This window comes from Pseudomonas sp. XS1P51 (genome assembly GCF_054897845.1).
Genome location: NZ_CM142707.1, coordinates 6,054,358 through 6,075,860 on the forward strand (window position 1 = coordinate 6,054,358; position 21,503 = coordinate 6,075,860).

A 21,503-nucleotide genomic window follows, 5' to 3' on the forward strand; every position below is an offset into this window, starting at 1 on the left:
ACCCCTATTCAAAACCAATCTCCCCGCCAACGGCATTCCGTCCATTCGTTAGGGTCCTATCTGGAGAACCCAGCCAGTCGGAACTAAATTTTACTGAGCGCCAGACAGGCACATCCATGCTTCACCAAGAAAGGATGGAATCGGCTATGAGCATTTTCCAACGCATTGTGTTGTTGCTGAAGGTTTTAGTAATGCTGTGCGCCGGCGTTTCGGCGGCGGCGTTGGCGGAATGCCCGGATCATGGTGAGCAGGCTTCGAGCGGGCAGGTGGCGCACAGTGCGCTGATGATCGCCGCATCCGAATCAGAGCCTGGTGATCAAGGGCAGGGTGGCAGCGCGGACGATGACGACTCGACGACCGACGAACCGGACACCGACGAAGATGACGGGGCTTAAGTAACAGGCAAAAGAAAACCCCTTCTTCTTCGATTGATGCACATCGAGGAAGAAAGGGTTTTAGAACAGGTCGAGTTTCCCATGTGGGAGCGAGCCTGCTCGCGAAGGCGGTGTGTCAGTAAAAGTGATGCTGACTGACCCTCCGCTTTCGCGAGCAGGCTCGCTCCCACAGGTTTTTTCACTCCACTGTTAGGCCGTACCGTCGAGGAATTGCTCGGCGTAGTGGCAAGCCACCTGGCGGCTGTCGAGCAGGCGCAGGGCCGGCTCTTCAGTGCTGCAGCGTGTGGTCGCGTACGGGCAGCGCTTGTGGAAAGCGCAGCCGGACGGCGGGTTCAGCGGGTTGGGCAGCTCGCCGACGATCTTGATTTTCGGCTTGTCCGGGTCCGGGTGGATGGTCGGCGTTGCCGACAGCAGTGCCTGGGTGTACGGGTGCAGAGGACGGGTGTAGATGTCTTCTTTCGGGCCCATTTCCACCGGGCGACCGAGGTACATCACCATCACGTGATCGGCAACGTGACGCACCACGGCCAGGTTGTGGGAGATGAACACGTAGGCGGTGTTGAACTCTTGCTGCAGATCCATGAACAGGTTCAGCACCTGCGCCTGAATCGACACGTCCAGTGCCGAGGTCGGTTCATCCGCCACCAGCACTTTCGGTTGCAGCATCATCGCCCGGGCCAGGGCGATCCGCTGGCGCTGACCGCCGGAGAACATGTGCGGATAACGCTGGTAGTGCTCGGGACGCAAACCCACCTGCTTCATCATCGCCTGGACTTTCTCGCGACGTTCCGAGGCACTCAGGTTGGTGTTGATCAGCAGCGGTTCGGCCAGTTGATCACCGACTTTCTGCCGTGGGTTCAACGAGGCATACGGGCTCTGGAACACCATCTGCACGTCTTTGCGCAGTTGTTTGCGCTGGGCCTTGTCGGCACCGGCGACTTCCTGGCCGGCGATTTTCAAGGAGCCCGAGGACGGCTCTTCGATCAGGGTCAGGGCGCGGGCCAGGGTGGATTTGCCGCAACCCGACTCGCCTACCACGGCGAGGGTCTTGCCGGCTTCGAGTTCGAACGACACACCGTTCAGGGCACGTACGGTCGCATGGCCCTTGAACAGGCCACGGGACACTTCGTAGTGACGGGTCAGGTCGCGGGCGGTAAGTACGACGGCCATTACGCCACCTCCTGATTCAGCGGGTAGAAGCAGCGGGCGAGGCTGTTGCTTTTCGGGTCGAGGGCCGGACGTTGAGTGCGGCAGTTTTCCTTCACGTACGGGCAGCGCGGCGACAGCAGGCAACCTTGCGGGCGGTCATAGCGACCGGGAACGATGCCCGGCAGTGTCGACAGACGCGACTCGCCCAGGCTGTGTTCCGGAATCGCCTTGAGCAGCGCTTCGCTGTACGGGTGCGCCGGAATGTCGAACAATTGTGGCACCTGACCGACTTCAACCGCTTGCCCGGCGTACATCACGCATACGCGCTGAGCGGTTTCGGCGACGACCGCGAGGTCGTGGGTAATCAGCACCAGGCCCATGTTCTGCTCTTTCTGCAGGGCCAGCAGCAGGTCCATGATCTGCGCCTGAATAGTCACGTCCAGCGCAGTGGTCGGTTCGTCGGCGATCAGCAGTTTCGGTTCGCCAGCAATCGCCATGGCGATTGCAACGCGTTGGCTCATACCACCGGACAGTTGATGCGGGTAAGCATCCATACGGCTGGAGGCGCCCGGGATTTCAACTTTTTCCAGCAGTTCGATGGCGCGCGCACGGGCTTGCTTGCCAGACATTTTCAGGTGCAGACGCAGCACTTCTTCGATCTGGAAGCCGACGGTGTAGCTCGGGTTCAGCGCGGTCATCGGGTCCTGGAAGACCATGGACAGGTCTTTGCCGACGATTTGCCGACGCTGACGGTTGCTGAGCTTGAGCATGTTCTTGCCGTCGAAATTCAGCGCGTCGGCCGTGACGATCCCCGGATGTTCGATCAGGCCCATCAGCGCCATCATGGTCACGGACTTGCCGGAGCCCGACTCGCCAACGATGGCCAGGACTTCGCCCTTGTCCACGGAGATGTCGAGACCGTCGACCACCGGAACGGCGTTCTTGTCGCCGAAGCGAACGTTGAGATTCTTGATTTCTAACAGTGACATTTGAATCTCCTCAGGCGGCGTTCTTGAGTTTCGGGTCCAGCGCATCGCGCAGGCCGTCGCCCATCAAGTTGATTGCCAGCACGCTGAGCAAAATGGTCAAGCCAGGCAGACTGACGACCCACCAGGCGCGTTCGATGTAGTCGCGAGCCGAAGCCAGCATGGTGCCCCACTCAGGGGTTGGCGGTTGTACGCCAAGGCCGAGGAAGCCCAGTGCCGCGGCATCGAGAATCGCCGAGGAGAAACTCAGGGTCGCTTGAACGATCAGCGGCGCCATGCAGTTGGGCAGCACGGTGATGAACATCAGGCGTGGCAGCGTGGCACCGGCCAGGCGCGCGGCGGTCACGTAGTCGCGGTTCAGCTCGCCCATCACCGCGGCGCGGGTCAGACGAACATAGGACGGCAGGGACACCACGGCGATCGCGATCACGGTGTTGATCAGGCCAGGGCCGAGGATGGCGACAATCGCCACGGCCAGCAGCAGGGACGGCAGGGCCAGCATGATGTCCATCAGACGCATGATGGTCGGGCCCAGCAGGCGCGGGAAGAACCCGGCGAACAAACCCAGCAGGATGCCTGGAATCAGCGACATCACCACCGACGACAAGCCGATCAGCAGCGACAGGCGCGAACCCTGGATCAGGCGCGACAGCAGGTCGCGCCCCAGTTCATCGGTACCGAGCAGGAATTGGATCTGCCCGCCTTCCAGCCAGGCCGGCGGGGTCAGCAGGAAGTCGCGGTATTGCTCGCTCGGGTTATGCGGGGCAACCCACGGGGCGAACAGGGCGCAGAAAATCACCAGCAGCATGAACATCAGGCCGGCGACGGCCCCTTTGTTCCTGGAAAACGCGTGCCAGAATTCTTTGTACGGGGACGGGTACAGCAGGCTTTGATCGACTGCTACCGATGGAATTGGAGTGGTCATGGTCATGATCTCAGCGCTGGTGACGAATGCGTGGGTTGGCAAAGCCGTAGAGGATGTCCACTACGAAGTTGACCAGAATCACCAGGCAGGCGATTAACAGGATGCCGTTTTGCACCACGGGATAATCCCGTGCGCCAATGGCTTCGATTAGCCATTTGCCGATGCCGGGCCAGGAGAAGATGGTTTCGGTCAGAACCGCACCGGCCAGCAATGTGCCGACTTGCAGGCCGACCACGGTCAGTACCGGAATCAGCGCGTTGCGCAGGCCGTGGACGAACACCACACGCGACGGCGACAGGCCTTTGGCGCGAGCGGTACGGATGTAGTCTTCACGCAGCACTTCGAGCATCGAAGAACGGGTCATCCGCGCGATCACCGCCAGCGGGATGGTGCCCAGCACGATGGCCGGCAGGATCAGGTGATGCAGGGCATCGAAGAACGCACCGACGTCATCGGCCAGCAGCGTATCGATGAGCATGAAGCCGGTTCGCGGCTCGATGTCGTAGAGCAGGTCGATCCGCCCGGACACCGGGGTCCAGCCCAGGGACACCGAGAAGAACATGATCAGGATCAGGCCCCACCAGAAGATCGGCATCGAATATCCCGCCAGGGAGACGCCCATCACCCCGTGGTCGAACAGGGATCCTCGCTTGAGTGCCGCGATCACCCCGGCCAGAAGGCCCAGAATGCCGGCGAACAACAGGGCGGCCATGGACAGTTCCAGGGTCGCGGGGAATAGAGAGGTGAACTCGGTCCATACGCTTTCACGGGTACGCAGTGATTCACCGAGATCGCCGTGGGCCAACTTGCCGATGTAGTCCAGGTATTGGGCATACAGCGGTTTGTTAAGGCCAAGGCGTTCCATTGCCTGAGCATGCATTTCGGGGTCGACTCGACGTTCGCCCATCATCACTTCCACGGGGTCGCCAGGAATCATGCGAATCAACGCGAAAGTCAGCAAGGTGATGCCGAAGAACGTGGGAATCAATAACCCCAGTCGGCGGGCAATAAAACTAAACATCTTGTGGTGTACCTCATCAGCCGGTTAGGCGTGCCCGGCATTCCTGGGTCAGGAATGCCGGTAGTTTCTTATCTACTTCACCTGGGTGGTGGCGAAGTTATTAGTGGTGAGGGGGCTAATGTGATAGCCCTCTACGTTGTTGCGCATTGCGGTGAACATTCTAGTGTGAGCGATGCTGATCCATGGCTGGTCCTGGTTAAAAATAACCTGGGCCTGTTCGTAGAGTGCTGCGCGCTCGGCCGGGTCGACTTTGGCGCGAGCCTGGTCGATCAGTGCCTGGAACTTTTCATTGCACCAACGCGCGTAGTTTTCGCCGTTCTTGGCCGCTTCGCAACTGAGCATAGGCGTCAGGAAGTTATCCGGGTCGCCGTTATCGCCCGCCCATCCGGCGGAAACCATGTCGTGCTCGCCGTTTTTCGCGCGTTTGAGCATTTCGCCCCATTCCATTACGCGGATGTCGATCTTGATCCCGACCTTGGCCAGGTCGGCCTGCATCATCTGCGCGCCGAGCATCGGGTTCGGGTTGGTCGCACCGCCGCCATTGCGGGTGAACAGGGTGAATACCGTGCCTTCCGGTACGCCTGCTTCCTTGAGCAGGGCGCGGGCCTTGTCCAGGTCGCGGGCCGGATTTTTCAGGGTGTGGTTGTAACCCAGCAGAGTGTCGGGGAACGGGTTGACCGCAGCGGTCGCATTGCCTTTGCCAAACAACGCGTTGACGGCCGCTTCCTTGTCGAAGGCGATGTCGATGGCTTTACGTACGCGCACGTCACTCAGGTATTTGTGCGTGGTGTTGATGGCGATGTACGCGACAGTCATCGCGTTCAGTTCGTCGACCTTCAGCTTGGTGTCGTTCTTGATGCTCGGGATGTCATCCGGCTTCGGGTACAGCGCGATCTGGCACTCGTTGGCCTTGAGCTTCTGCAGGCGCACGTTGTTGTCAGTGGCGATGGCCAGGATCAGCGCTTCAGCCGGTGGTTTGCCGCGGAAGTAGTCCGGGTTGGCCTTGAAGCGAACCTGGGCGTCCTTGGCGTAACGCTGGAAGATGAACGGGCCGGTACCGACCGGCTTGTTGTTCAGGTCGCCGGTCTTGTTGGCCTTGAGCAACTGATCCGCGTACTCGGCGGAGTAGATCGAGGAGAAGGCCATGGCGATGTCGGCCAGGAACGGCGCTTCGCGACGGGTCAGCGTGAATTTGACGGTGTTGTCGTCAACTTTCTCGACGCTTTTCAGGAGTTCTTTGAAGCCCATGCTTTCAAAGTACGGGAAGCCCACGCTCGACAGTTTGTGCCATGGGTGGTTCGGGTCCAGCTGACGCTGGAAGCTCCAGACCACATCGTCGGCGTTCATGTCGCGGGTCGGCTTGAAGTATTCGGTGGTGTGAAACTTGACGCCTTTACGCAGGTGGAACGTGTAGGTCAGACCGTCCTCGCTGATGTCCCAGGAGTCGGCCAGTGCCGGAATCACTTCAGTGGTGCCGGGCTTGAAATCCGCCAGACGATTGAAGATGGTTTCGGCCACCGCATCGGCTGTGACTGCAGTCGTGTACTGGACCATGTCGAAGCCTTCCGGACTGGCTTCGGTGCAAACCACCAGGGGTTTGGCCGAGACGCCAACGGCGACACTCAGCAACGCGGCAGCGATGGCCGCACGTAGGGGAAGCATTTTCATCAAGAGCCCTCTGCAATCGGTTAAAAGGACAAAAGCCGAACGGCCGATTCGTCACTGAATCAGCCGTTCGGCAGGTGCATTACAGGATGTTGAACGGGATGGTAGTCACGAGACGGAACTCGTTGAGGCTGCCATCGGCCTGGTTTTCGCTGGCGCGGTGAGTGGTGTAGGTCGCGCGAATAGCGGTGGCTTTAAGCGGGCCGCTCTGCACGGCGTACGCCGCACCGATGCCGTATTCATAGTGATGCTCGCCGTCCATCAACTGCACGCCGTCGTAGCCGCCGCCCTTGTACTTGGTGCCGTCGATGCCCCAGCCGCGAGCCTGGTAAATGTTGAACTTCAGGCCTGGAACGCCGTATTCGGCCATGTTCAGGCCGTAGGCGATCTGGAAGGATTTCTCGTTCGGGCCGTTGAAGTCCGACAGCAGGGAGTTGGCCAGGTAGATGCCGTTGGTTTCGTGCAGGTAATCGAAGTACTCGTTACCGTTCACTTCCTGGTAGGAGAAGGTCACGGTATGAGCCTGGTGGGTCAGGCCGAACGACAGGGAGTAGGTGTCGTTGTCGATGTCGCCCAGCAGTTTTTTGCCTTCGTCGACGGTCTTGTAGTAGTTCAGGCCGGTGGTCAGGCTCAGGATCGAGCTGTCGCCCAATACGTGACTGGCGCCGAAATAGTACTGGTTCCACAGGTCTTCAGCCTGGGTGCCCCAGAGGCTGGTGGTCAGGCTGGCGAACGGCTGGTAAGTGATACCGGCGGTGTTGACGTGATCGGCTTCGGCACTGCTGTCGCCGTATTCGGAGCGGAACTTGCGCTGGCTCTGTTCGGTACGCGGCGAGTTGCGGTCGAAGGTGCCCAGGTCGAAGGACAGGTTTTCCAGCTCTTCGCTGTGCAGCGTCACACCTTCGAAGCTCGAAGGCAGAGGACGGTTACCGATGACATCCACTTGCGGGCTGCTGAAGTTCTGGCGACCGGCCGTCAGTGTGGTGTTGGAGAAACGTGCCTTGACGTTGGCCAGGCCCAGTTTGCTCCACTGATCAACCGCGTCACCACCATTCTCGGTCAGGGTACGGTTGTTGCCAGGGCGTGCGCGGCCAGGTTCAGGCGCACCGCCATTGCCGGAAGCCAGATCCTTGCGATCACGATCCAGGGCGATGGCGTTGTAAGCCGCAACTTCGGTGCTGAAACCGACAGTCCCTTCAGTGAAGCCCGAGTTGTACTTGACGATGGTGCCCTGTACCCAGTTGATACGGCGATCCGTTTCTTTCAGTACGCCGTTGTCCCTGTAGCGGAGCGTCGCGCCGCGCTTGAACAGCTCATTTGCATACCAGTTACGCGTGGAGCCGGTGACCGATTGGCCTTCGACAAAACCAGTGGCTTCGCTCTGAGCACTTTTTTCTTTCACGGTAACCGGGGTGAATGCCTGGCTCTGGGATTCTGCGTACGCCGTGGCGGTAACGCTGCTGATGGCCAAGGCCAGTAACGCGGTGCTGCTCAGTTTCATGGGTGAAGCTCCTTACTTTCTTTTTTTAATGCCGGTCTTTTTTGGTGATCCGGCTATTTGGTTTACAACTCATTCAAGGCTTGGCAAACGTTTGCTGTAGGCCTGATCGGCGAATTACGGCAATACGCTTGCGTGAGGGCGGAAATCCGCCCTCCGGCGTTTCAGGCTAATCGGTTATTTTTCCAGGCTGACGCCCGAGAACACGTTGCGACCGAAGGGGCTGACCTTGAACCCTTCGACTTTGGCGCTCAACGGCTGGTTGACCGTCGAGTGGGCGACTGGCGTCATCGGCACCTGCTGCTTGAGGTACTGTTGCGCTTGTTTGTAAAGCACGGTGCGCTGGTCACGATCGGTGACGACCTTGGCCTGCTTGATGAACTTGTCGTAAGTCGGATCACACCACATGGAGTAGTTGTTGCCGCCAATGGCGTCGCAGCTGTAAAGCGTGCCGAGCCAGTTGTCCGGGTCCCCGTTGTCACCGGTCCAGCCAATCAGGCTGATGTCGTGCTCGCCATTCTTGGTGCGCTTGATGTACTCGCCCCATTCGTAGCTGACGATCTTGACCTTGAGGCCGATTTTCGCCCAGTCAGCCTGGAGCATCTCGGCCATCAACTTGGCGTTGGGGTTGTACGGACGCTGGACCGGCATGGCCCACAGGGTGATTTCGGTCCCTTCCTTCACACCGGCAGCCTTGAGCAGTTGCTTGGCTTTTTCCGGGTTGTAGGCAGCGTCTTTAATGGTGTCGTCGTAGGACCACTGGGTCGGTGGCATGGCGCCGACTGCCAATTGACCGGAGCCTTGGTACACGGCGTTGAGAATGCCTTGCTTGTTCACCGCCATGTCCAGCGCCTGGCGCACTTCGAGCTGGTCGAAAGGCTTGTGGCGGACGTTGTAGGCGATGTAGCCGAGGTTGAAACCGGGCTTTTCGATCAGTTGCAGTTTCGTGTCGTTCTTCAGTGCCGGTACGTCGGCCGGGCGCGGGCTCAGGGTCACCTGGCATTCGTTGGCCTTGAGTTTCTGTACCCGCACCGAAGCGTCGGTGTTGATCGAGAAAATCAGGTTGTCGAGCTTGACCCGGCTCGGATCCCAGTACTGCTTGTTGCCGCTGTAACGGATGTTCGAGTCTTTCTGGTAGCTCTTGAACACGAACGGCCCGGTACCGATCGGTTTCTGGTTGATGTCGCTCGGCTTGCCTTCGGCCAGCAGTTTGTCGGCGTATTCGGCGGACAGGATGGCGGCGAAGCTCATGGCGGTATTCTGGATGAACGCGGCGTCGACGCTGTTGAGTGTCATGACCACGGTCAGCGGCCCGGTCTTCTCGACCTTGGCGATGTTCTTGTTCAGGCTCATCCCGTTGAAATACGGGAACTCGGTTGGGTAAGCCTTACGGAAAGGTTGCTGCGGATCGAGCATGCGATTGAACGTGAACAGCACGTCATCGGCGTTGAAATCACGAGTAGGCGTGAAGTATTTGGTCGTGTGGAATTTCACCCCTTCGCGTAGGTGAAAGGTGTACTTGAGGCCGTCCTCGGAAATATCCCAGCTCGTTGCCAGGCCTGGTACGACGTTGGTGGCGCCTTTTTCGAACTCTGCGAGTCGGTTGTACAACGGTTCGGCGGCGTCGTTATCGGTCGACGTCGTGTACTGCGCGGTATCGAAACCGGCCGGGCTCCCTTCGGAGCAAAACACCAGGTTAGTCGCCGCTTGGGCGAAAGGTGCGCTAGCTAACAAGCCTGCGCCGACTAAAAACGGAATGACCGCGTGTTTAAGCATGGTGGCCTCATGATTTGTTGTCATTTTTTGATTTTGAGGACGACCTCGTGAGTCGTGCCTGCGGATACTTATGCAGGGGCCATACCCATTGCAAGATCTTGAGCGGCCACAAGCCTTAAACAGTGGCACGAACGTACCTTAATGTCGCATATGTATAAAATGGCGCGCATTTGACCGTTTGCGCATGGTTTTTTCGGTGCAAATGTCGCACCGGCAAGGGGCGACCGGGGTGCTTGGTGCACCCGGTTGGAGCGCGGTGTTACTTATTTATACCCACTCCGTAAAAGGGGGTGAGGCCGAACGGGCTGATCTTGAAATCGGTGACTTCCTTGCGCAGTGGCTGGAACACCGTGGAGTTCGCAATCGGTGTGATAGGTACTTGTTGTTTAAGGATTTGCTGGGCCTGTTGGTAGAGTTTGACCCGCTGCTGCCGGTCAGTGGATACCTTGGCCTGCTGGACCAGTTTGTCGTACGCCGGGTCGCACCACTTGGCGTAGTTGCTGCCTTTCACCGCGGCGCAGCTGTAGAGCACGCCGAGCCAGTTGTCCGGGTCACCGTTGTCGCCGGTCCAGCCGTAGATCATTGCGTCGTGTTCGCCGTTTTTGGCGCGCTTGATGTACTCGCCCCACTCATAGCTGACGATGTTGGCGTTGATCCCGACCTTGGCCCAATCCTGCTGGATCATCTGTGCCGACATCCGCGCGTTGGGGTTCGATGCGCGCTGCACGGTCATGGCCCACAAGTTGATGGTGGTACCGGGTGCAACCCCTGCTTCTTTCAGTAGCACCTTGGCTTTAGTTGGATCGTGGGGCGCGTCCTTGATGTTCGGATCAAATGACCATTGCGCCGGTGGCAGGGCGTTCTGGGCCAGTTGGCCGGCGCTCTGGTAGACCGCTTTGATAATGGCGGGCTTGTCGATGGCCATGTCCAGCGCCTGACGGACCTTGAGCTGATCCAGCGGCGGATGGGTGACGTTATAGGCCAGGAAGCCGAGGTTGAACCCGGCCTGCTTGAGCACCGTCAGGTTCGGGTCTTTTTCCATCACTTCGATGTCGGCCGGGCGCGGGTAGCCGCTGACCTGGCATTCGGCGGTCTTGAGTTTCTGCAAGCGCACGGCAGCGTCGGGGGTGATCGAAAACACCAGGTTGTCGAGTTTGACATCCTCGGGTTTCCAGTACGCCTTATTACCGGCGAAGCGGATTTGCGAGTCCTTCTGATAACGCTTGAATACGAACGGGCCGGTGCCAATGGGCTTCTGGTTAATGTCCGCGGCTTTGCCTTCTTTTAGCAGCTGGGCACCGTATTCGGCAGACTGCACCGAGGCGAAGCTCATGGCCAGGTTTTGCACGAACGCGGCGTCGATGTTGTTCAGGCTGAAGCGCACGGTGTGGTCGTCGATTTTGTCGACGCTCTTGATCGTTTTGTTCAGGTCCATGTCGGTGAAGTACGGCGATTCGGCGGGGTAGGCCTTGCGGAACGCGTTTTCGGGGTCGAGCAGGCGCTGGAAGGTGAACAACACGTCGTCGGCGTTGAAGTCGCGGGTCGGGGTGAAGTAGTCGGTGGTGTGGAATTTCACGCCGTCGCGCAGGTGGAAGGTGTAGGTGAGGCCGTCCGTGGACACGTCCCAGCGTGTGGCCAGCCCGGGTTCGACTTCGGTGCCGCCGCGTTTGAATTGGGTGAGACGGTTGAAGACGGTTTCGGCCGAGGCATCGAAGTCGGTGCCGCTGGTGTATTGGCTGGGGTCGAAGCCGGCGGGGCTGGCTTCGGAGCAGTAGACCAGGGTGGTGGCGGCTTGGGCCAATGGGGCGGTTGTTGCGAGGGCGAGAGCGAGCAGGAGTGGTTTGACGGTGGTTCTTTCCATGGAGTCCCCGAGGGTTTGGGTAGCGGTGTTTTCCTCAGGGTAGCGTTCTAGACCGGTTTGAAGGAAATATCGTTTTTTAAGTCAACCCCTCTATCTCAGTATAATCAGCCAGTTTAGGGGGGTAGAAGCGACCAGACTCCGCACCCGCCATATGGCTCCCCGGATAGTCAGGATAAGGTCTGTATAACGCTTTTTTTGTAGTTCGCGGCCAACAACTCGACCCATGGGTTCTTTTCATAAAAAACGCTATCGATGCCGCACAGCTCGGTGATTTCCATCGCCGTACCACATAAAAAGGCACCGTCGAACTGGCTTAGCTCCGAACTTGAAATATCTCGTCGTATGACTTGCAGGTCCAGTGCCGGGGCCAGTTCGTCAATGATGACGCGGCGGGTGATGCCTGCCAGTGCCATTTCGGTTGTCGGGGTAATGAGCTCGTTGCCCTTCACAAAAAAAATGTTGGAACCACTGGATTCGCAGACTGTGTCACTCGTCGAGAGAAACAGCACGTCGTCAAACGCCTCGCCTTTGTCACGAAAGCTCAAGAAACTAAGCGCATAGGTAGAAGAGGTTTTGGCTTGGTAGGGATGACAATCGGCGGGCGCGCGTCTCCAACTGGCGGTCGTGAGTCTATAAGGTGTGGTCGCTGCCTTCGGAGCGAATGGCAGGACAAATATCAACACTTTGCTGCAGCAACCTCGGCCCATGAAGCTGACGTCGGCTTCGTCATAAAACACGATTATTTTTATGTACGCGTCTTGCAGTTCGTTGCGCTTGAGCAGTTCATTGCACGCCTCAGTCAGCGTTGCATTGGTGTAATACAGGTCATGTTTGAACAAACGGGCTGACTGTTGTAACCGTTGTAAATGCTCCTCGCACTTGAATACCTTACCGCCATAACTGCGCATGCCTTCATAGACTGAGGATGCATAGGACAGCGAGTGTGTGACGGGCGACAAGTTTATCTGGTCGTGCTGGAGGTATTCGCCGTCCAGCCAGGCGAGGGCCGTGGTCATAATCTATTCCCTGATTGATGTTCTTATGATGTTTTAGGGCGAAGTGGGACATTAATTTTGTATGATTTCGCGCGCGGTCAGTGGGTTGTAGAACTCGCCCTTGATCAAGCCTTCACCTTCATAGCTATTAGGGCGTCCACCTTGGCGTTCGAGTTCCTTGATGATGGATTCGTAGTCGTCCACTGGGACGATCCTGAAGTCCATGCTGACTCGCGTCATGTTTTCCATGTTCTCTGCAGTCCCGTGCAGAATCCTGGGGTCAAACATCAAGCATTGACCGTAACGAAGATTGGTCGGCATGGCGTCCGTGCGCAGGTCGGCCATCAGTTGCGGACGTTGCTTCGCATAGTCAAAAAAAGCGACCCGACTTTCTTTGTATTCGTCGTAAGTATAGCCCTGCTCTTGGGCGAAGGCTTTAAGGGTGTTGATGCTGGAAGTTTTGGAGCAAACGCTGAGCGCGCCGGTATTTTTCACGTCACAAAATGGCAGCCACATGTTGATTTGTTGAAAATAATCGCCCAGTAGCGTGTCCGAGTGATGGGTGAAAAGTTCGCCATCCGGCAACCTATATCGATCATCCAGTTTGGTGGGGATGTGATAGCGGACCAATGGGTTGTGTTCGAACACGAAATCAAACCCCAGATGGTCGCTGAGCCAATGAACAAACTTGTAATACGCCTCGATCATCGGCGACCCGAGTGTTTGTAGAGGGTCATGCCAATGGCCGGAGTCTTCCAGATGATTGCTGATTTCTTCCCGGCTCAGGTATTCATGTATTTTGTTCAGTGCAAAGTCGGCTTTGAGGTTGTAGCGACTGGCCAAGGTTTTCTGGAGTGTCCCTGCCAAGTCAAAGTTCGACGTTGAGTAATCCAGGATAGAAACGCCGTTCTCTATCCTGTGAGCGCTGCAAAGTTGCTTGTTAATATTGAAAAAAGACATTTAAAACTCCTTGTTAGCTGTCTCTCGTACTTGAAAATTCATGCATCTGATGCGGATTGTTTGTTCGGATCGGAATCAGCCAGTTCTCCACGTCCATCACCCGGTTGGCGCCCATCCGTATCTTTATATCGATTGCTCCCCGCCCCAGGCAGTTGTTCTTGAAGCCGAGTGATTCTGCCACTTTGTACAGTTGGTAGTAGTCGCTGACGTACAGGTTCAGCCCCGCCGGAACCTGGCTTCGGTTTTGACCTTGAACAAGTTGCGAGAAAACTCCGCGTTGTTCATCGGCGTAACTGAGTGAGCCATAGACCGGTGCATGAGTAGTTTTGTCGTAGTTCATTTTAATGTAGTACTTTGAACCTTCCGTCGACCGTGCCAGTGCCTGTATTGCCTCCAGCGAATAGAGGTTTTTGACATGCTGGTATTTATCCACATTGAAGGATTGAAGAAGTGAAAACGCCGCCAGCTCCTCGCTGTTCTCGGACAATTCACCAAGACGATATACCTGTGTATGACAGAGGTCTTCGGTCCGGCGTGTCAGGCGTATCATTTCTTTGTAGTGTTTTCTGCCCATGGACGTGAGCAAACACTCATCCAGAGTCCCCTCAACTTGCAGGTAGGCGACTTGCATGAAGGGCACCGGAATAATTTCTTGTTCATATTGCTGCCGTATCGACTCTGTCGACTTTTCCAGGGACGGTACTAACAGCCAGTCGGCCGTGTGTGCCTCTTGTGCAAGCGTATTCAGATAATGCGGATCGGGGCGTTCGGAAACCGGTAGGTAAAAGAAGCCCGAGGCTACATAAGCCTGTTCCTCATGCAGGGCGTTGTGCTGGACCACCGTTCCTTTGAGTGTTGCTTCCCAATGGGCTATTCCACACAGGGGTAGTTGTGGGCGAGAGACACCATAGCTGATACAAAACGCATCTCGTTGCGCGTGCAACTCCATATTTACGATCCTTGTATAACCACTCGTGAGGATTTATTCGGGGGCTTTTTACGCCGTTTTTTCAACCAGCCGTTTTTCATGATTGAAATTGAAATTTCTGTTGCCGAGTGGGGAAAGCTCGGGGTTGTGAGTAATGATGAAGAACAGCGTATTTGGCAGCGCAGAAATCAGCTTGCGAATCAACTGAACTTCATCCTCGCTGTTCAACTCTGAAGTTGCTTCATCAAGGATGACAATCGCCGGGGTGTTGATGGTCAGGTCAAGCAATGCCAGTCGTTGCAGTTCTGACTTGCTCAGGTTTATTTCACCACTCCAGGGGATAAGTTGATTAAAGCCATCCTGCAATTGCTCGACAACATCCGAGAGCCCGAGATAGGCCGCGCGTTGATTGAGTTCTTCCAGTGACGGGTTGTTAAAGTGCTGCGCCAACGAACCTGGTTTAAACACGGGGTTGGAGGTCAGTAACTGGACGTCTTCCGCATGCTGGCGTGTCAGATACCTATCGGTGTCACCCAGTGTGGATATCTCCCCTTGGCTCGGGAGCAAACTACCCACTATCAGGTTGGCAAACGTGGATTTTCCGACGCCACTGGTACCCATGACCACAATGACTTCATTCTCATGGAACGATTGGTTGAACTGTTCGAGCACCGTTGAACCGCTACTCGGGTTTACGAACGTGACATCGGAAAAGGACACCAATGGGGTATTTGAACCGACCTTTGTCTGCTCCGACGAAGTTCGCGGTTGAAGGCTGGCAACCCCCAGACGATCAGCACTGTCCAGGACTTGTCTGAGTTCAACGAGGCATCTGCCAAGTCGTGAAAAAATCGCAATCAGGCTGTAGGAGAGACTGATCGCCAAAACGTTCGCCATACTGACCGTGCCCGTTGAGTGGAAGTAAATCGTTGACGCAACGATGCTCGACAGGAAAAAAACACCCATCAAATCTAGCTTGTAGCTATACCAGCGTCGCGTTGCAGCATTGTCCAACGAGGCGAATGCCCGAGTGGCCAAGCTGGGTGACAACCAATCCAGAATCATCGAATTGTCGTGTGCATTAATAAATCGACCACCCGCCCAATTCAGTGCCTGAACATTTGAAAACAAGGTGGACGTGGCGTCGATTTCCCCTGTGTTGAATCGCTGTAGTAGTTCGCCGGATTGTTTTGCGCCATACCAGTAGCAAAGACCGATGACAATGAACGGCAGCAGTACATAGAGGTTGTTCAGCATGACGTAGCCGATTGTTATCGACAGCAAGGTTGCAGCGCCAACTGTTTCCAGTAGCAACACCGGCAGAACCTCGTCGATGCGACGCTGATCCCAGGTCAGCTTGTTCTGGCTGTCACGATTAACTTCTTGAGCCAGAGTGTGGTCCAGGCCTGGATTCATCAAATTCGAGAAGTAATGAATGCATTGGGTTGAGGCTGCATCAATACTTTTCCTGACGGTATTCAGTGCCCCGAAAATCGACAGGACAGCACTCACCACTAAAACACTGCCCAGCCCGATCAAGGACAGCTGCAAGTGTGTCGCCAGGTAACCGCTGGCAATAATGTAATCACCCGCAATGGTAAACACTTCTTTAAAGGCGAATAGCACGAAGGCTACCAACGAGATTCTCCATAGGCCGAAATCCAGCAGGCTTCTTGTGATTGACCTTGAGCGTGTCGCAGCAGGTTCTGACTGCTCGGGTACAGAGAGAGACTCTGCTTCGTCTGCCGGAACAACCGGGGTGAGGTTCTCGGTGCGGGTGCCAACAGGTCTCGAACGCGCTGCAAGTTGATTGGTTTGCACGTGCGCAATGTTGCCGCCCGCCACTGTCCAGATTTCTTGCGCGGCCGCTTTCTCTTCCTGTTTGTCTGTGACGAAAATGACATTGGTATCGCGCCATGGACCTTGCAGAAGTGAAACAAGCAGGCCCTCCGTGAGGTTTTCGTCCAGACCTGAGGTGGGTTGGTCAATGAAGATCCACTGCGGCTGTGCGACCAAGGCTCTGGCCAACTCAAGGCGCTTTCCCTGGCCTCTGGAAACGTCCCAGTTGCCCTCTGCGCCATGGGTGAGCTCACTCAGGTAATCAACGTAGAAGTGCTCGGGCAAGCGAGACAGAGCGAGGGCACGGCAGGCCTCGCCGTTTGAAAAATCTCTGCGGTAAAGACTCAGGTTCTCGCGAAGCCCACCGGCAAATATCCACGGCTCGTCCGGAATGAAGATTGCTCGGCCGTCAGTGGCGTCAAGACATTGTGCTCGGTTTCGCAGCGCCGAGGTCTTGCCGCTGCTCGGGGTCCCGACAATCGCAATATGTTTAGCTTGGGTGGTCGGTAGCTGTACCGGTTCAAGGGGGGACGAGTCGGCGTGATTGGCACGAAGGAAATGCTCGATGTTTTTGTGCCCGACAAATCCTTGAGAGATGCTTTGCACAATATCCGGAATGTTATTGGCGACGGATCTCAAGCCGCCAATCAATGCAATGGCTGCCAATACTCCCGGCGCATCGACGTGACCCAAATAGACTAGCTGCAATAGTGCCGCACTCAGCAGCGCCGCAATGGGTGTCATCGTCGAGATCAAGCTGATCGCCGCCACCAGGCGGGCCGCTTTTTTCAGCGACGCAGCTTCGAGGTTTCGTTTGTCGGCGTAGTCGCTTATCAGTTTGGCATTCCAGTTCTTAAGCCAGGCCTGGCGTCGGTTTTTTGTAGCGAACACGCCTATCTCGATGCGTTGCGTGGCGTTCAGTGATAGTTGTGCATAGGTCATGCTTAGTCGTTGGGCCACCCAGAACACGACCAGTGAACTGACGGCAATGACTGCCAACGCGGCCAATGCACTGACACCTAAGGCAAAGAAGAAGAATGTTGAGGTAAAGATGACCGTGGCGAGTGCCAGCGAGATTGTTATAAGTCCCGACCATGAAGATTCGACACGTGCCGCTTCGCGGTCAAACAACGTATTGAGGCTGAGTGGAGACGAGCCACCCAGTGCACTGTTCTTTTTGAGCAGAAGGCGTTGTTCCACATAAGAGCGACCGCCGACACCCACCAGTTCAGCCAGAAAAAACGAGTGGTTGAGCGTCAGCCAGGCGCAGTAGGTCAGCGCCATGCAGGTGGCACCGAGTGCGATGTTCGACATTACCGCCAAGTCGTCTTGTATGAGCTGCGCCAGCAACGACTTGAGGGTAATGGCGGCGCCAAATGCCGCTGCGGTATGCACACCGATGGCCACAAACGCCAACACGATATCTTGTCTGAGGGCTGCAAAAATCCTGAGGTGAAGCCTGTCCTTCCCGTTTTCTTTCCCAGCATCCTGTATCGCAGCGCCACGCCAGCGCTGCCAGCGGGACGCGTGGACGGAACACGCGCCTCGATGGCGTCCGGGTTCAGGGATCTGAAACCATAAAATTGTGTTCAGGATTTCTGCAATCTTCATGAGGTCAGTTGTATGCCGGCTTGGTTGGAGGTGTTGTATCCATTGCACGATGCGGGTGATCAGCGCGGGCGATGTCGGCGAACCGGTCACAGAGCAGGGTGATCATGATCCAACCTTCGCTCAGGGTTTCACGCAGCTCTTCGATTTCCTTGGGTGATGCCTGATTCAACAGCTCTATGCCCATGCTGACGTGGCTGCCATCATCTTCACCGTGCTCTTGGAAGTGCGGCATGCTGGTAAACACGCGGGCCGCCTCGCTATGGAAAATCTCGCCGCTGCCTTCCAGCACGATGTGCATCAGCAATGTCTTGACCATGTCGTTTTTGTAGAGCATTTGATGCCTGAACCATTCCATGGTTGACAGGAATGCCGCGTCCCATATGGGCGAGTGAGTGGCATCGCGCTGATTGCGCAGGTTGTTGTTGTGTCCCAGTTCTTCCACCAGGTGTTCAAGCGCGATTTTCTTGTGTGCAGGATCAAGCGTCATCGCCACACGTATATGCAGCAGGTTCTGAAACATGTCTGACCAGGTCTGCAGGCAATCGAGAAGCCTTTCGCGTACTTCGGGCTGATCGATCGACGGCGAATTGATCAGTGAAAGCAGCCGACTGTTCCTGAAGCTCTCCAGATAACCCTCGTTATCTTTTAACAGCGCGTCGGCGGGCTTGGCATGGACTGTTTCTTGAGCCTTGAAGACGACATTCGGTTGAAGGGTGTCCTCGTACAGGGCCTTACCGTTGAACTGGATAGATAGTGCCCAGAAACCATCGTTGGTGCCTTTGAAACCATGCCGCGAGTGGGGCGGGACCAGCACCATATCGCCCGCCTCGATATTTCGTTCTGTATCGCCAAGGGTTTTCCCCGAGCCGTCACAAATCAGGATCAGGCTCGCCTCGGGGTGTTGGTGAACCGACAATTCCTGGTCCTTTTCGAGTCTGACCCAGCTAAGGGCCAGCTCGCTTTTGGACGGAATGAACTGGGCTAGTGCGGGATGTTGGGAAAATATTTTTACAACACCCAAGTCGTGTAAGGCGCCATTCACCACCACGCTGTTGAGGGGGGTGATGTCACTTCTAGAGATAACTTCCATATTGTCTATTCCTATTGTTGGTAATTAACTTTCGGAACTTAGTCTGTTCAGGTGGTCAATGGCGGTATAGAACTTTTTTCGATCATTACTGGCAATGACCACTAGGCCGATCTTGTCATCGTTGATGTGCGGTCTTCCCTGCGGGGGATTGGCTTCACCCATTACTAGCCTGATGATGTCCACTTCCTGCATGTAATCCCTGATAAGGTTCGGGTTCAGTGGTTCATAAAAAAGATGAGAACCCGCGAATTTGTAGTGTGTCAGTTGAGTGTTGGTCGTGTCTGATTCGGTTTGGTGGCTATAGACGCGTAGTGTTTCTCTAAAGAGATCTACACCTGTTGTCAGCTCAACCAGCAAGCCGATGTAATCTCCACCGACCCGGTTGTTGATCTCTATTAGGTAAAATTTTCCATCCGCTATTGTTACTTCAATATGGCAAGGACCATGTGTGTGATTGATCGCGGTTAGCAGACGCTCGCAATAACGACTCAACTGGCTGAGTGTGCCGCTGTCGAGATTGTCCGGCGATATGATGTGCTGCTCTTCTGCGAGCGATGTTTTGTATAGTTGTTTGTTGGTAACGGCGAGGACTCGGTGTCGTGAATTGATGGTCAGTGTTTCGACACTAACTTCCCGCCCGTTCAAAAAGACTTCCGCCAGCATGACGAAATTTTCCTGATTGAGTCTCTCCAACGTATCGAGCAGGGACACAGAGTCTTTGATGATGAAAACGTTTTCGCTACCGGAGCCCGTTGGGTCTTTTAAGACCATTCCGTTTGGGTAGCAGTTGAAAAACGTTTCGACGTCCCTTCTGGTCCTACAGATCTTGCTGGCAACGGCGAATTCGGTATGTTTCAGCCTAGATCGCATCAAAGGTTTACGTATGCATATTTCGCAGGTTTCGTAATCGATGCCCGGGATGGTGTAATGTTGACTGGCACGTGCGGCGGAAAGCAGCCCATCCTCTGTGAATGAAAAAATGAAATCGATAGGTTGTATTTTTAGTATTTCATTCATTTCTTCGATGATGGTGATTTCGGAGAAATCACTGACGAGATGAATATGGTTGGTAAGTTTTGCGAGGTTTTTACCCTGTAACTCAGGAAGTTGCAGCACGATGAAGTTAATGCCTAAACCTTCGAAATGCATGAAGGTTTCGTCATGTCCGCCTATCAGTACAATGTTTTTCATAGAGTTCCATTGATGGCGAGTGGGGTCGATTGTCAAGGTTGTTCATGCTTTTAGGTAAGGCATGAACTAGGTTTTAATGGGTTGAATTCAGTTGCATATAGTAAGTTGGTTGGGCTGTTGGTGTGCAACAAGAGCTATCTATAGCTGAATATTAGCTCGGTTAAAGTGGGTTGGAAATAGTGCGTAGCAAAAACAGATCCATCTTACAGTGCCTGAACGGCATGCTTTAATTTGTTGAGGGAAGTTTCCTAAAGGCGTGTAAGTTGTTTCCTTCAGAAGTGTTGGTGCGCGTATAGATTTGTTTTCTATAACTCAGCGATCGACCGTGAGATAACGTCGATCCGGCATAGACCGCGTTATCGTTCTTCGCGAGCAGGCTCGCTCCCACAGGGATTTAATGTGTACATGGATTTTGTGTGCAACACAGATCAAATGTGTGAGCGAGCCTGCTCGCGATGGCGGCGGATCAATCACCAAAAAATCATCAGACACGCCCACCCGGTTTCGGGCAGGCAATAAAAAACGGCGATCACTTCGGTGATCGCCGTTTCTGTGTGCCGGTTATCGAATCAAGGCATCAACACTTCAATCGACCCATCCGCCGTCATGCTGACCTGGCTGGTGCCGGCTTCCACTTCCGGCGTCACCGGTGCGCCGTCCATGCTGGCGGCTTTCATCATCATCGGCCCGCGCATGTACGGTTGTGGGTAACCGTTGCTGTTCAGGTTCAGGTTAACGATTTTGTAACCCTTGCCGCCGAGGGCGTCGGTGGCCAGTTGGGCGCGGGCGTTGAATGCGGTCACGGCGTCTTTGAGCAGGGCGTCTTCGCTGGCCTTGCGGGTCGGCGTTGCAATGGCGAAGTCCATGCCGCCCATTTTCAGGTCGGTGAGCAGTTCGCCGGTCAGCTTCGACAGTGCGGCGAAGTCCGAGCTTTCCAGGCGCAGTTCGGCGCGTTCGCGCCAGCCGGTGATTTTCTGGCCCTTGGTGTCGTAGATCGGGTAGCTGTTGCGGCTGCCCTGGCGCAGGGTGATGTCTTTGACTTGCTTGGCCTGGGCCAGCGCCTTGTTCATGGTGGTGCTGACGTCGGCGGCGAGTTTGGCCGGGTCGGTGTTTTGTTCTTCGGTGTAGAGGGTCACGATCATCAGGTCGCGAGCCACTTCCTGGCTGACTTCGGCGCGCAGGGAAATCTGGTTGTAATGAAGCTCGTCGGCGGCCAGGGCCGGAAGGCTGGCGACGGTGCCAACGCTAAGGGCAAGAAGGGCGGCGCTGCGGCGGAAAGTGTGCATGAAAACTCCTTGGACGATGCGCAGGGGTTAGGTCCGAGCCTGCGTGAAACCATCAGACTCTAGCTTTAATGATCCGGTTCGCACAGTTACAACTTCTATACAGATGGATTGCAGTGACCGCTGCGCGGTCAATCGCGAGCAGGCTCGCTCCCACAAGGTATGAGTTGTGTTTACAGATCGTGCGCACGACGCAGATTTAATGTGGGAGCGAGCCTGCTCGCGATGGCGGCCTTATAGACGCCACAATCCTTTCTGCCATGTGGCCGTTTGCCGCACTTTTGCCTGCCAGCCCCCGTGCTTGGTTATACTCCGTGCGATCCGCCTGGA

At 55.8% G+C, this 21,503-nt stretch carries 16 protein-coding genes; 1 reads left to right on the forward strand and 15 read right to left on the reverse strand.

The window, feature by feature from the left end:
• Nucleotides 1-146 precede the first annotated feature (146 nt).
• Nucleotides 147-395, forward strand: a complete 249-nt coding sequence (locus ACYZUD_RS28040; RefSeq protein WP_462021105.1) for a hypothetical protein — start codon at nt 147-149, stop codon at nt 393-395.
• Between the two features lie 189 nt (nt 396-584).
• Here the strand turns inward: ACYZUD_RS28040 and ACYZUD_RS28045 are convergent, their stop codons facing one another.
• The 15 genes from ACYZUD_RS28045 to ACYZUD_RS28115 all read right to left on the reverse strand — a co-directional run bounded on the left by ACYZUD_RS28045 (nt 585) and on the right by ACYZUD_RS28115 (nt 21,176).
• The gene (locus ACYZUD_RS28045; RefSeq protein ID WP_462021106.1) at nt 585-1,565 is read right to left on the reverse strand and encodes a peptide ABC transporter ATP-binding protein; all 981 of its coding nucleotides are present in this window, start codon (nt 1,563-1,565) and stop codon (nt 585-587) included.
• Nucleotides 1,565-2,533 (reverse strand): ABC transporter ATP-binding protein, encoded by a 969-nt coding sequence (locus ACYZUD_RS28050; RefSeq protein ID WP_462021107.1) that lies wholly within the window; start codon nt 2,531-2,533, stop codon nt 1,565-1,567. Before ACYZUD_RS28050 ends, ACYZUD_RS28045 begins: the two co-directional genes overlap by 1 nt.
• A 10-nt stretch (nt 2,534-2,543) precedes the next feature.
• Nucleotides 2,544-3,455, reverse strand: a complete 912-nt coding sequence (locus ACYZUD_RS28055) for an ABC transporter permease subunit (RefSeq protein ID WP_462021108.1) — start codon at nt 3,453-3,455, stop codon at nt 2,544-2,546.
• 10 nt (nt 3,456-3,465) lie between these two features.
• Nucleotides 3,466-4,476 (reverse strand): ABC transporter permease subunit, encoded by a 1,011-nt coding sequence (locus tag ACYZUD_RS28060; RefSeq protein ID WP_056854996.1) that lies wholly within the window; start codon nt 4,474-4,476, stop codon nt 3,466-3,468.
• 72 nt (nt 4,477-4,548) lie between these two features.
• The gene (locus tag ACYZUD_RS28065) at nt 4,549-6,144 is read right to left on the reverse strand and encodes an ABC transporter substrate-binding protein (protein ID WP_462021109.1); all 1,596 of its coding nucleotides are present in this window, start codon (nt 6,142-6,144) and stop codon (nt 4,549-4,551) included.
• 79 nt (nt 6,145-6,223) lie between these two features.
• Complete coding sequence (locus ACYZUD_RS28070; RefSeq protein WP_462021110.1) at nt 6,224-7,642, reverse strand: OprD family porin; 1,419 nt, start codon at nt 7,640-7,642, stop codon at nt 6,224-6,226.
• 174 nt (nt 7,643-7,816) lie between these two features.
• Nucleotides 7,817-9,415, reverse strand: a complete 1,599-nt coding sequence (locus ACYZUD_RS28075) for an ABC transporter substrate-binding protein (protein ID WP_462021111.1) — start codon at nt 9,413-9,415, stop codon at nt 7,817-7,819.
• A 259-nt stretch (nt 9,416-9,674) separates the two neighbouring features.
• Nucleotides 9,675-11,276 (reverse strand): ABC transporter substrate-binding protein, encoded by a 1,602-nt coding sequence (locus tag ACYZUD_RS28080; protein ID WP_462021112.1) that lies wholly within the window; start codon nt 11,274-11,276, stop codon nt 9,675-9,677.
• A 167-nt stretch (nt 11,277-11,443) separates the two neighbouring features.
• Nucleotides 11,444-12,292: an aminotransferase class IV gene (locus ACYZUD_RS28085; RefSeq protein ID WP_462021113.1), complete on the reverse strand. Its 849-nt coding sequence runs from the start codon at nt 12,290-12,292 to the stop codon at nt 11,444-11,446.
• 51 nt (nt 12,293-12,343) lie between these two features.
• Nucleotides 12,344-13,231 carry a phytanoyl-CoA dioxygenase family protein gene (locus ACYZUD_RS28090; protein WP_462021114.1) on the reverse strand — a complete coding sequence of 296 codons (888 nt, stop codon included), beginning with the start codon at nt 13,229-13,231 and terminating at the stop codon, nt 12,344-12,346.
• Between the two features lie 13 nt (nt 13,232-13,244).
• Nucleotides 13,245-14,180 carry a hypothetical protein gene (locus ACYZUD_RS28095; RefSeq protein ID WP_462021115.1) on the reverse strand — a complete coding sequence of 312 codons (936 nt, stop codon included), beginning with the start codon at nt 14,178-14,180 and terminating at the stop codon, nt 13,245-13,247.
• Nucleotides 14,181-14,228: 48 nt separating this feature from the next.
• Complete coding sequence (locus tag ACYZUD_RS28100) at nt 14,229-17,609, reverse strand: ATP-binding cassette domain-containing protein (protein ID WP_462021116.1); 3,381 nt, start codon at nt 17,607-17,609, stop codon at nt 14,229-14,231.
• 4 nt (nt 17,610-17,613) lie between these two features.
• Entirely contained in the window at nt 17,614-18,699 is a 1,086-nt protein-coding gene (locus ACYZUD_RS28105; RefSeq protein ID WP_462021117.1) for a cupin domain-containing protein, read from the reverse strand.
• 24 nt (nt 18,700-18,723) lie between these two features.
• Nucleotides 18,724-19,890, reverse strand: a complete 1,167-nt coding sequence (locus ACYZUD_RS28110; protein ID WP_462021118.1) for an ATP-grasp domain-containing protein — start codon at nt 19,888-19,890, stop codon at nt 18,724-18,726.
• A 569-nt stretch (nt 19,891-20,459) separates the two neighbouring features.
• A complete protein-coding gene (locus tag ACYZUD_RS28115) occupies nt 20,460-21,176 on the reverse strand; it encodes an SIMPL domain-containing protein (protein ID WP_462021119.1) in 717 nt (238 codons plus the stop codon).
• Between the last annotated feature and the right edge of the window lie 327 nt (nt 21,177-21,503).

Bases quoted from the DNA above. Each gene is read 5' to 3' on its own strand.
- ACYZUD_RS28105 (WP_462021117.1), bottom strand. From the start codon at position 18,699: ATGGAAGTTATCTCTAGAAGTGACATCACCCCCCTCAACAGCGTGGTG.
- ACYZUD_RS28065 (WP_462021109.1), bottom strand. From the start codon at position 6,144: ATGAAAATGCTTCCCCTACGTGCGGCCATCGCTGCCGCGTTGCTGAGT.
- ACYZUD_RS28045 (WP_462021106.1), bottom strand. From the start codon at position 1,565: ATGGCCGTCGTACTTACCGCCCGCGACCTGACCCGTCACTACGAAGTG.
- ACYZUD_RS28050 (WP_462021107.1), bottom strand. From the start codon at position 2,533: ATGTCACTGTTAGAAATCAAGAATCTCAACGTTCGCTTCGGCGACAAG.
- ACYZUD_RS28095 (WP_462021115.1), bottom strand. From the start codon at position 14,180: ATGGAGTTGCACGCGCAACGAGATGCGTTTTGTATCAGCTATGGTGTC.
- ACYZUD_RS28055 (WP_462021108.1), bottom strand. From the start codon at position 3,455: ATGACCACTCCAATTCCATCGGTAGCAGTCGATCAAAGCCTGCTGTAC.
- ACYZUD_RS28075 (WP_462021111.1), bottom strand. From the start codon at position 9,415: ATGCTTAAACACGCGGTCATTCCGTTTTTAGTCGGCGCAGGCTTGTTA.
- ACYZUD_RS28060 (WP_056854996.1), bottom strand. From the start codon at position 4,476: ATGTTTAGTTTTATTGCCCGCCGACTGGGGTTATTGATTCCCACGTTC.
- ACYZUD_RS28115 (WP_462021119.1), bottom strand. From the start codon at position 21,176: ATGCACACTTTCCGCCGCAGCGCCGCCCTTCTTGCCCTTAGCGTTGGC.
- ACYZUD_RS28080 (WP_462021112.1), bottom strand. From the start codon at position 11,276: ATGGAAAGAACCACCGTCAAACCACTCCTGCTCGCTCTCGCCCTCGCA.
- ACYZUD_RS28090 (WP_462021114.1), bottom strand. From the start codon at position 13,231: ATGTCTTTTTTCAATATTAACAAGCAACTTTGCAGCGCTCACAGGATA.
- ACYZUD_RS28040 (WP_462021105.1), top strand. From the start codon at position 147: ATGAGCATTTTCCAACGCATTGTGTTGTTGCTGAAGGTTTTAGTAATG.
- ACYZUD_RS28085 (WP_462021113.1), bottom strand. From the start codon at position 12,292: ATGACCACGGCCCTCGCCTGGCTGGACGGCGAATACCTCCAGCACGAC.
- ACYZUD_RS28070 (WP_462021110.1), bottom strand. From the start codon at position 7,642: ATGAAACTGAGCAGCACCGCGTTACTGGCCTTGGCCATCAGCAGCGTT.
- ACYZUD_RS28110 (WP_462021118.1), bottom strand. From the start codon at position 19,890: ATGAAAAACATTGTACTGATAGGCGGACATGACGAAACCTTCATGCAT.
- ACYZUD_RS28100 (WP_462021116.1), bottom strand. From the start codon at position 17,609: ATGAAGATTGCAGAAATCCTGAACACAATTTTATGGTTTCAGATCCCT.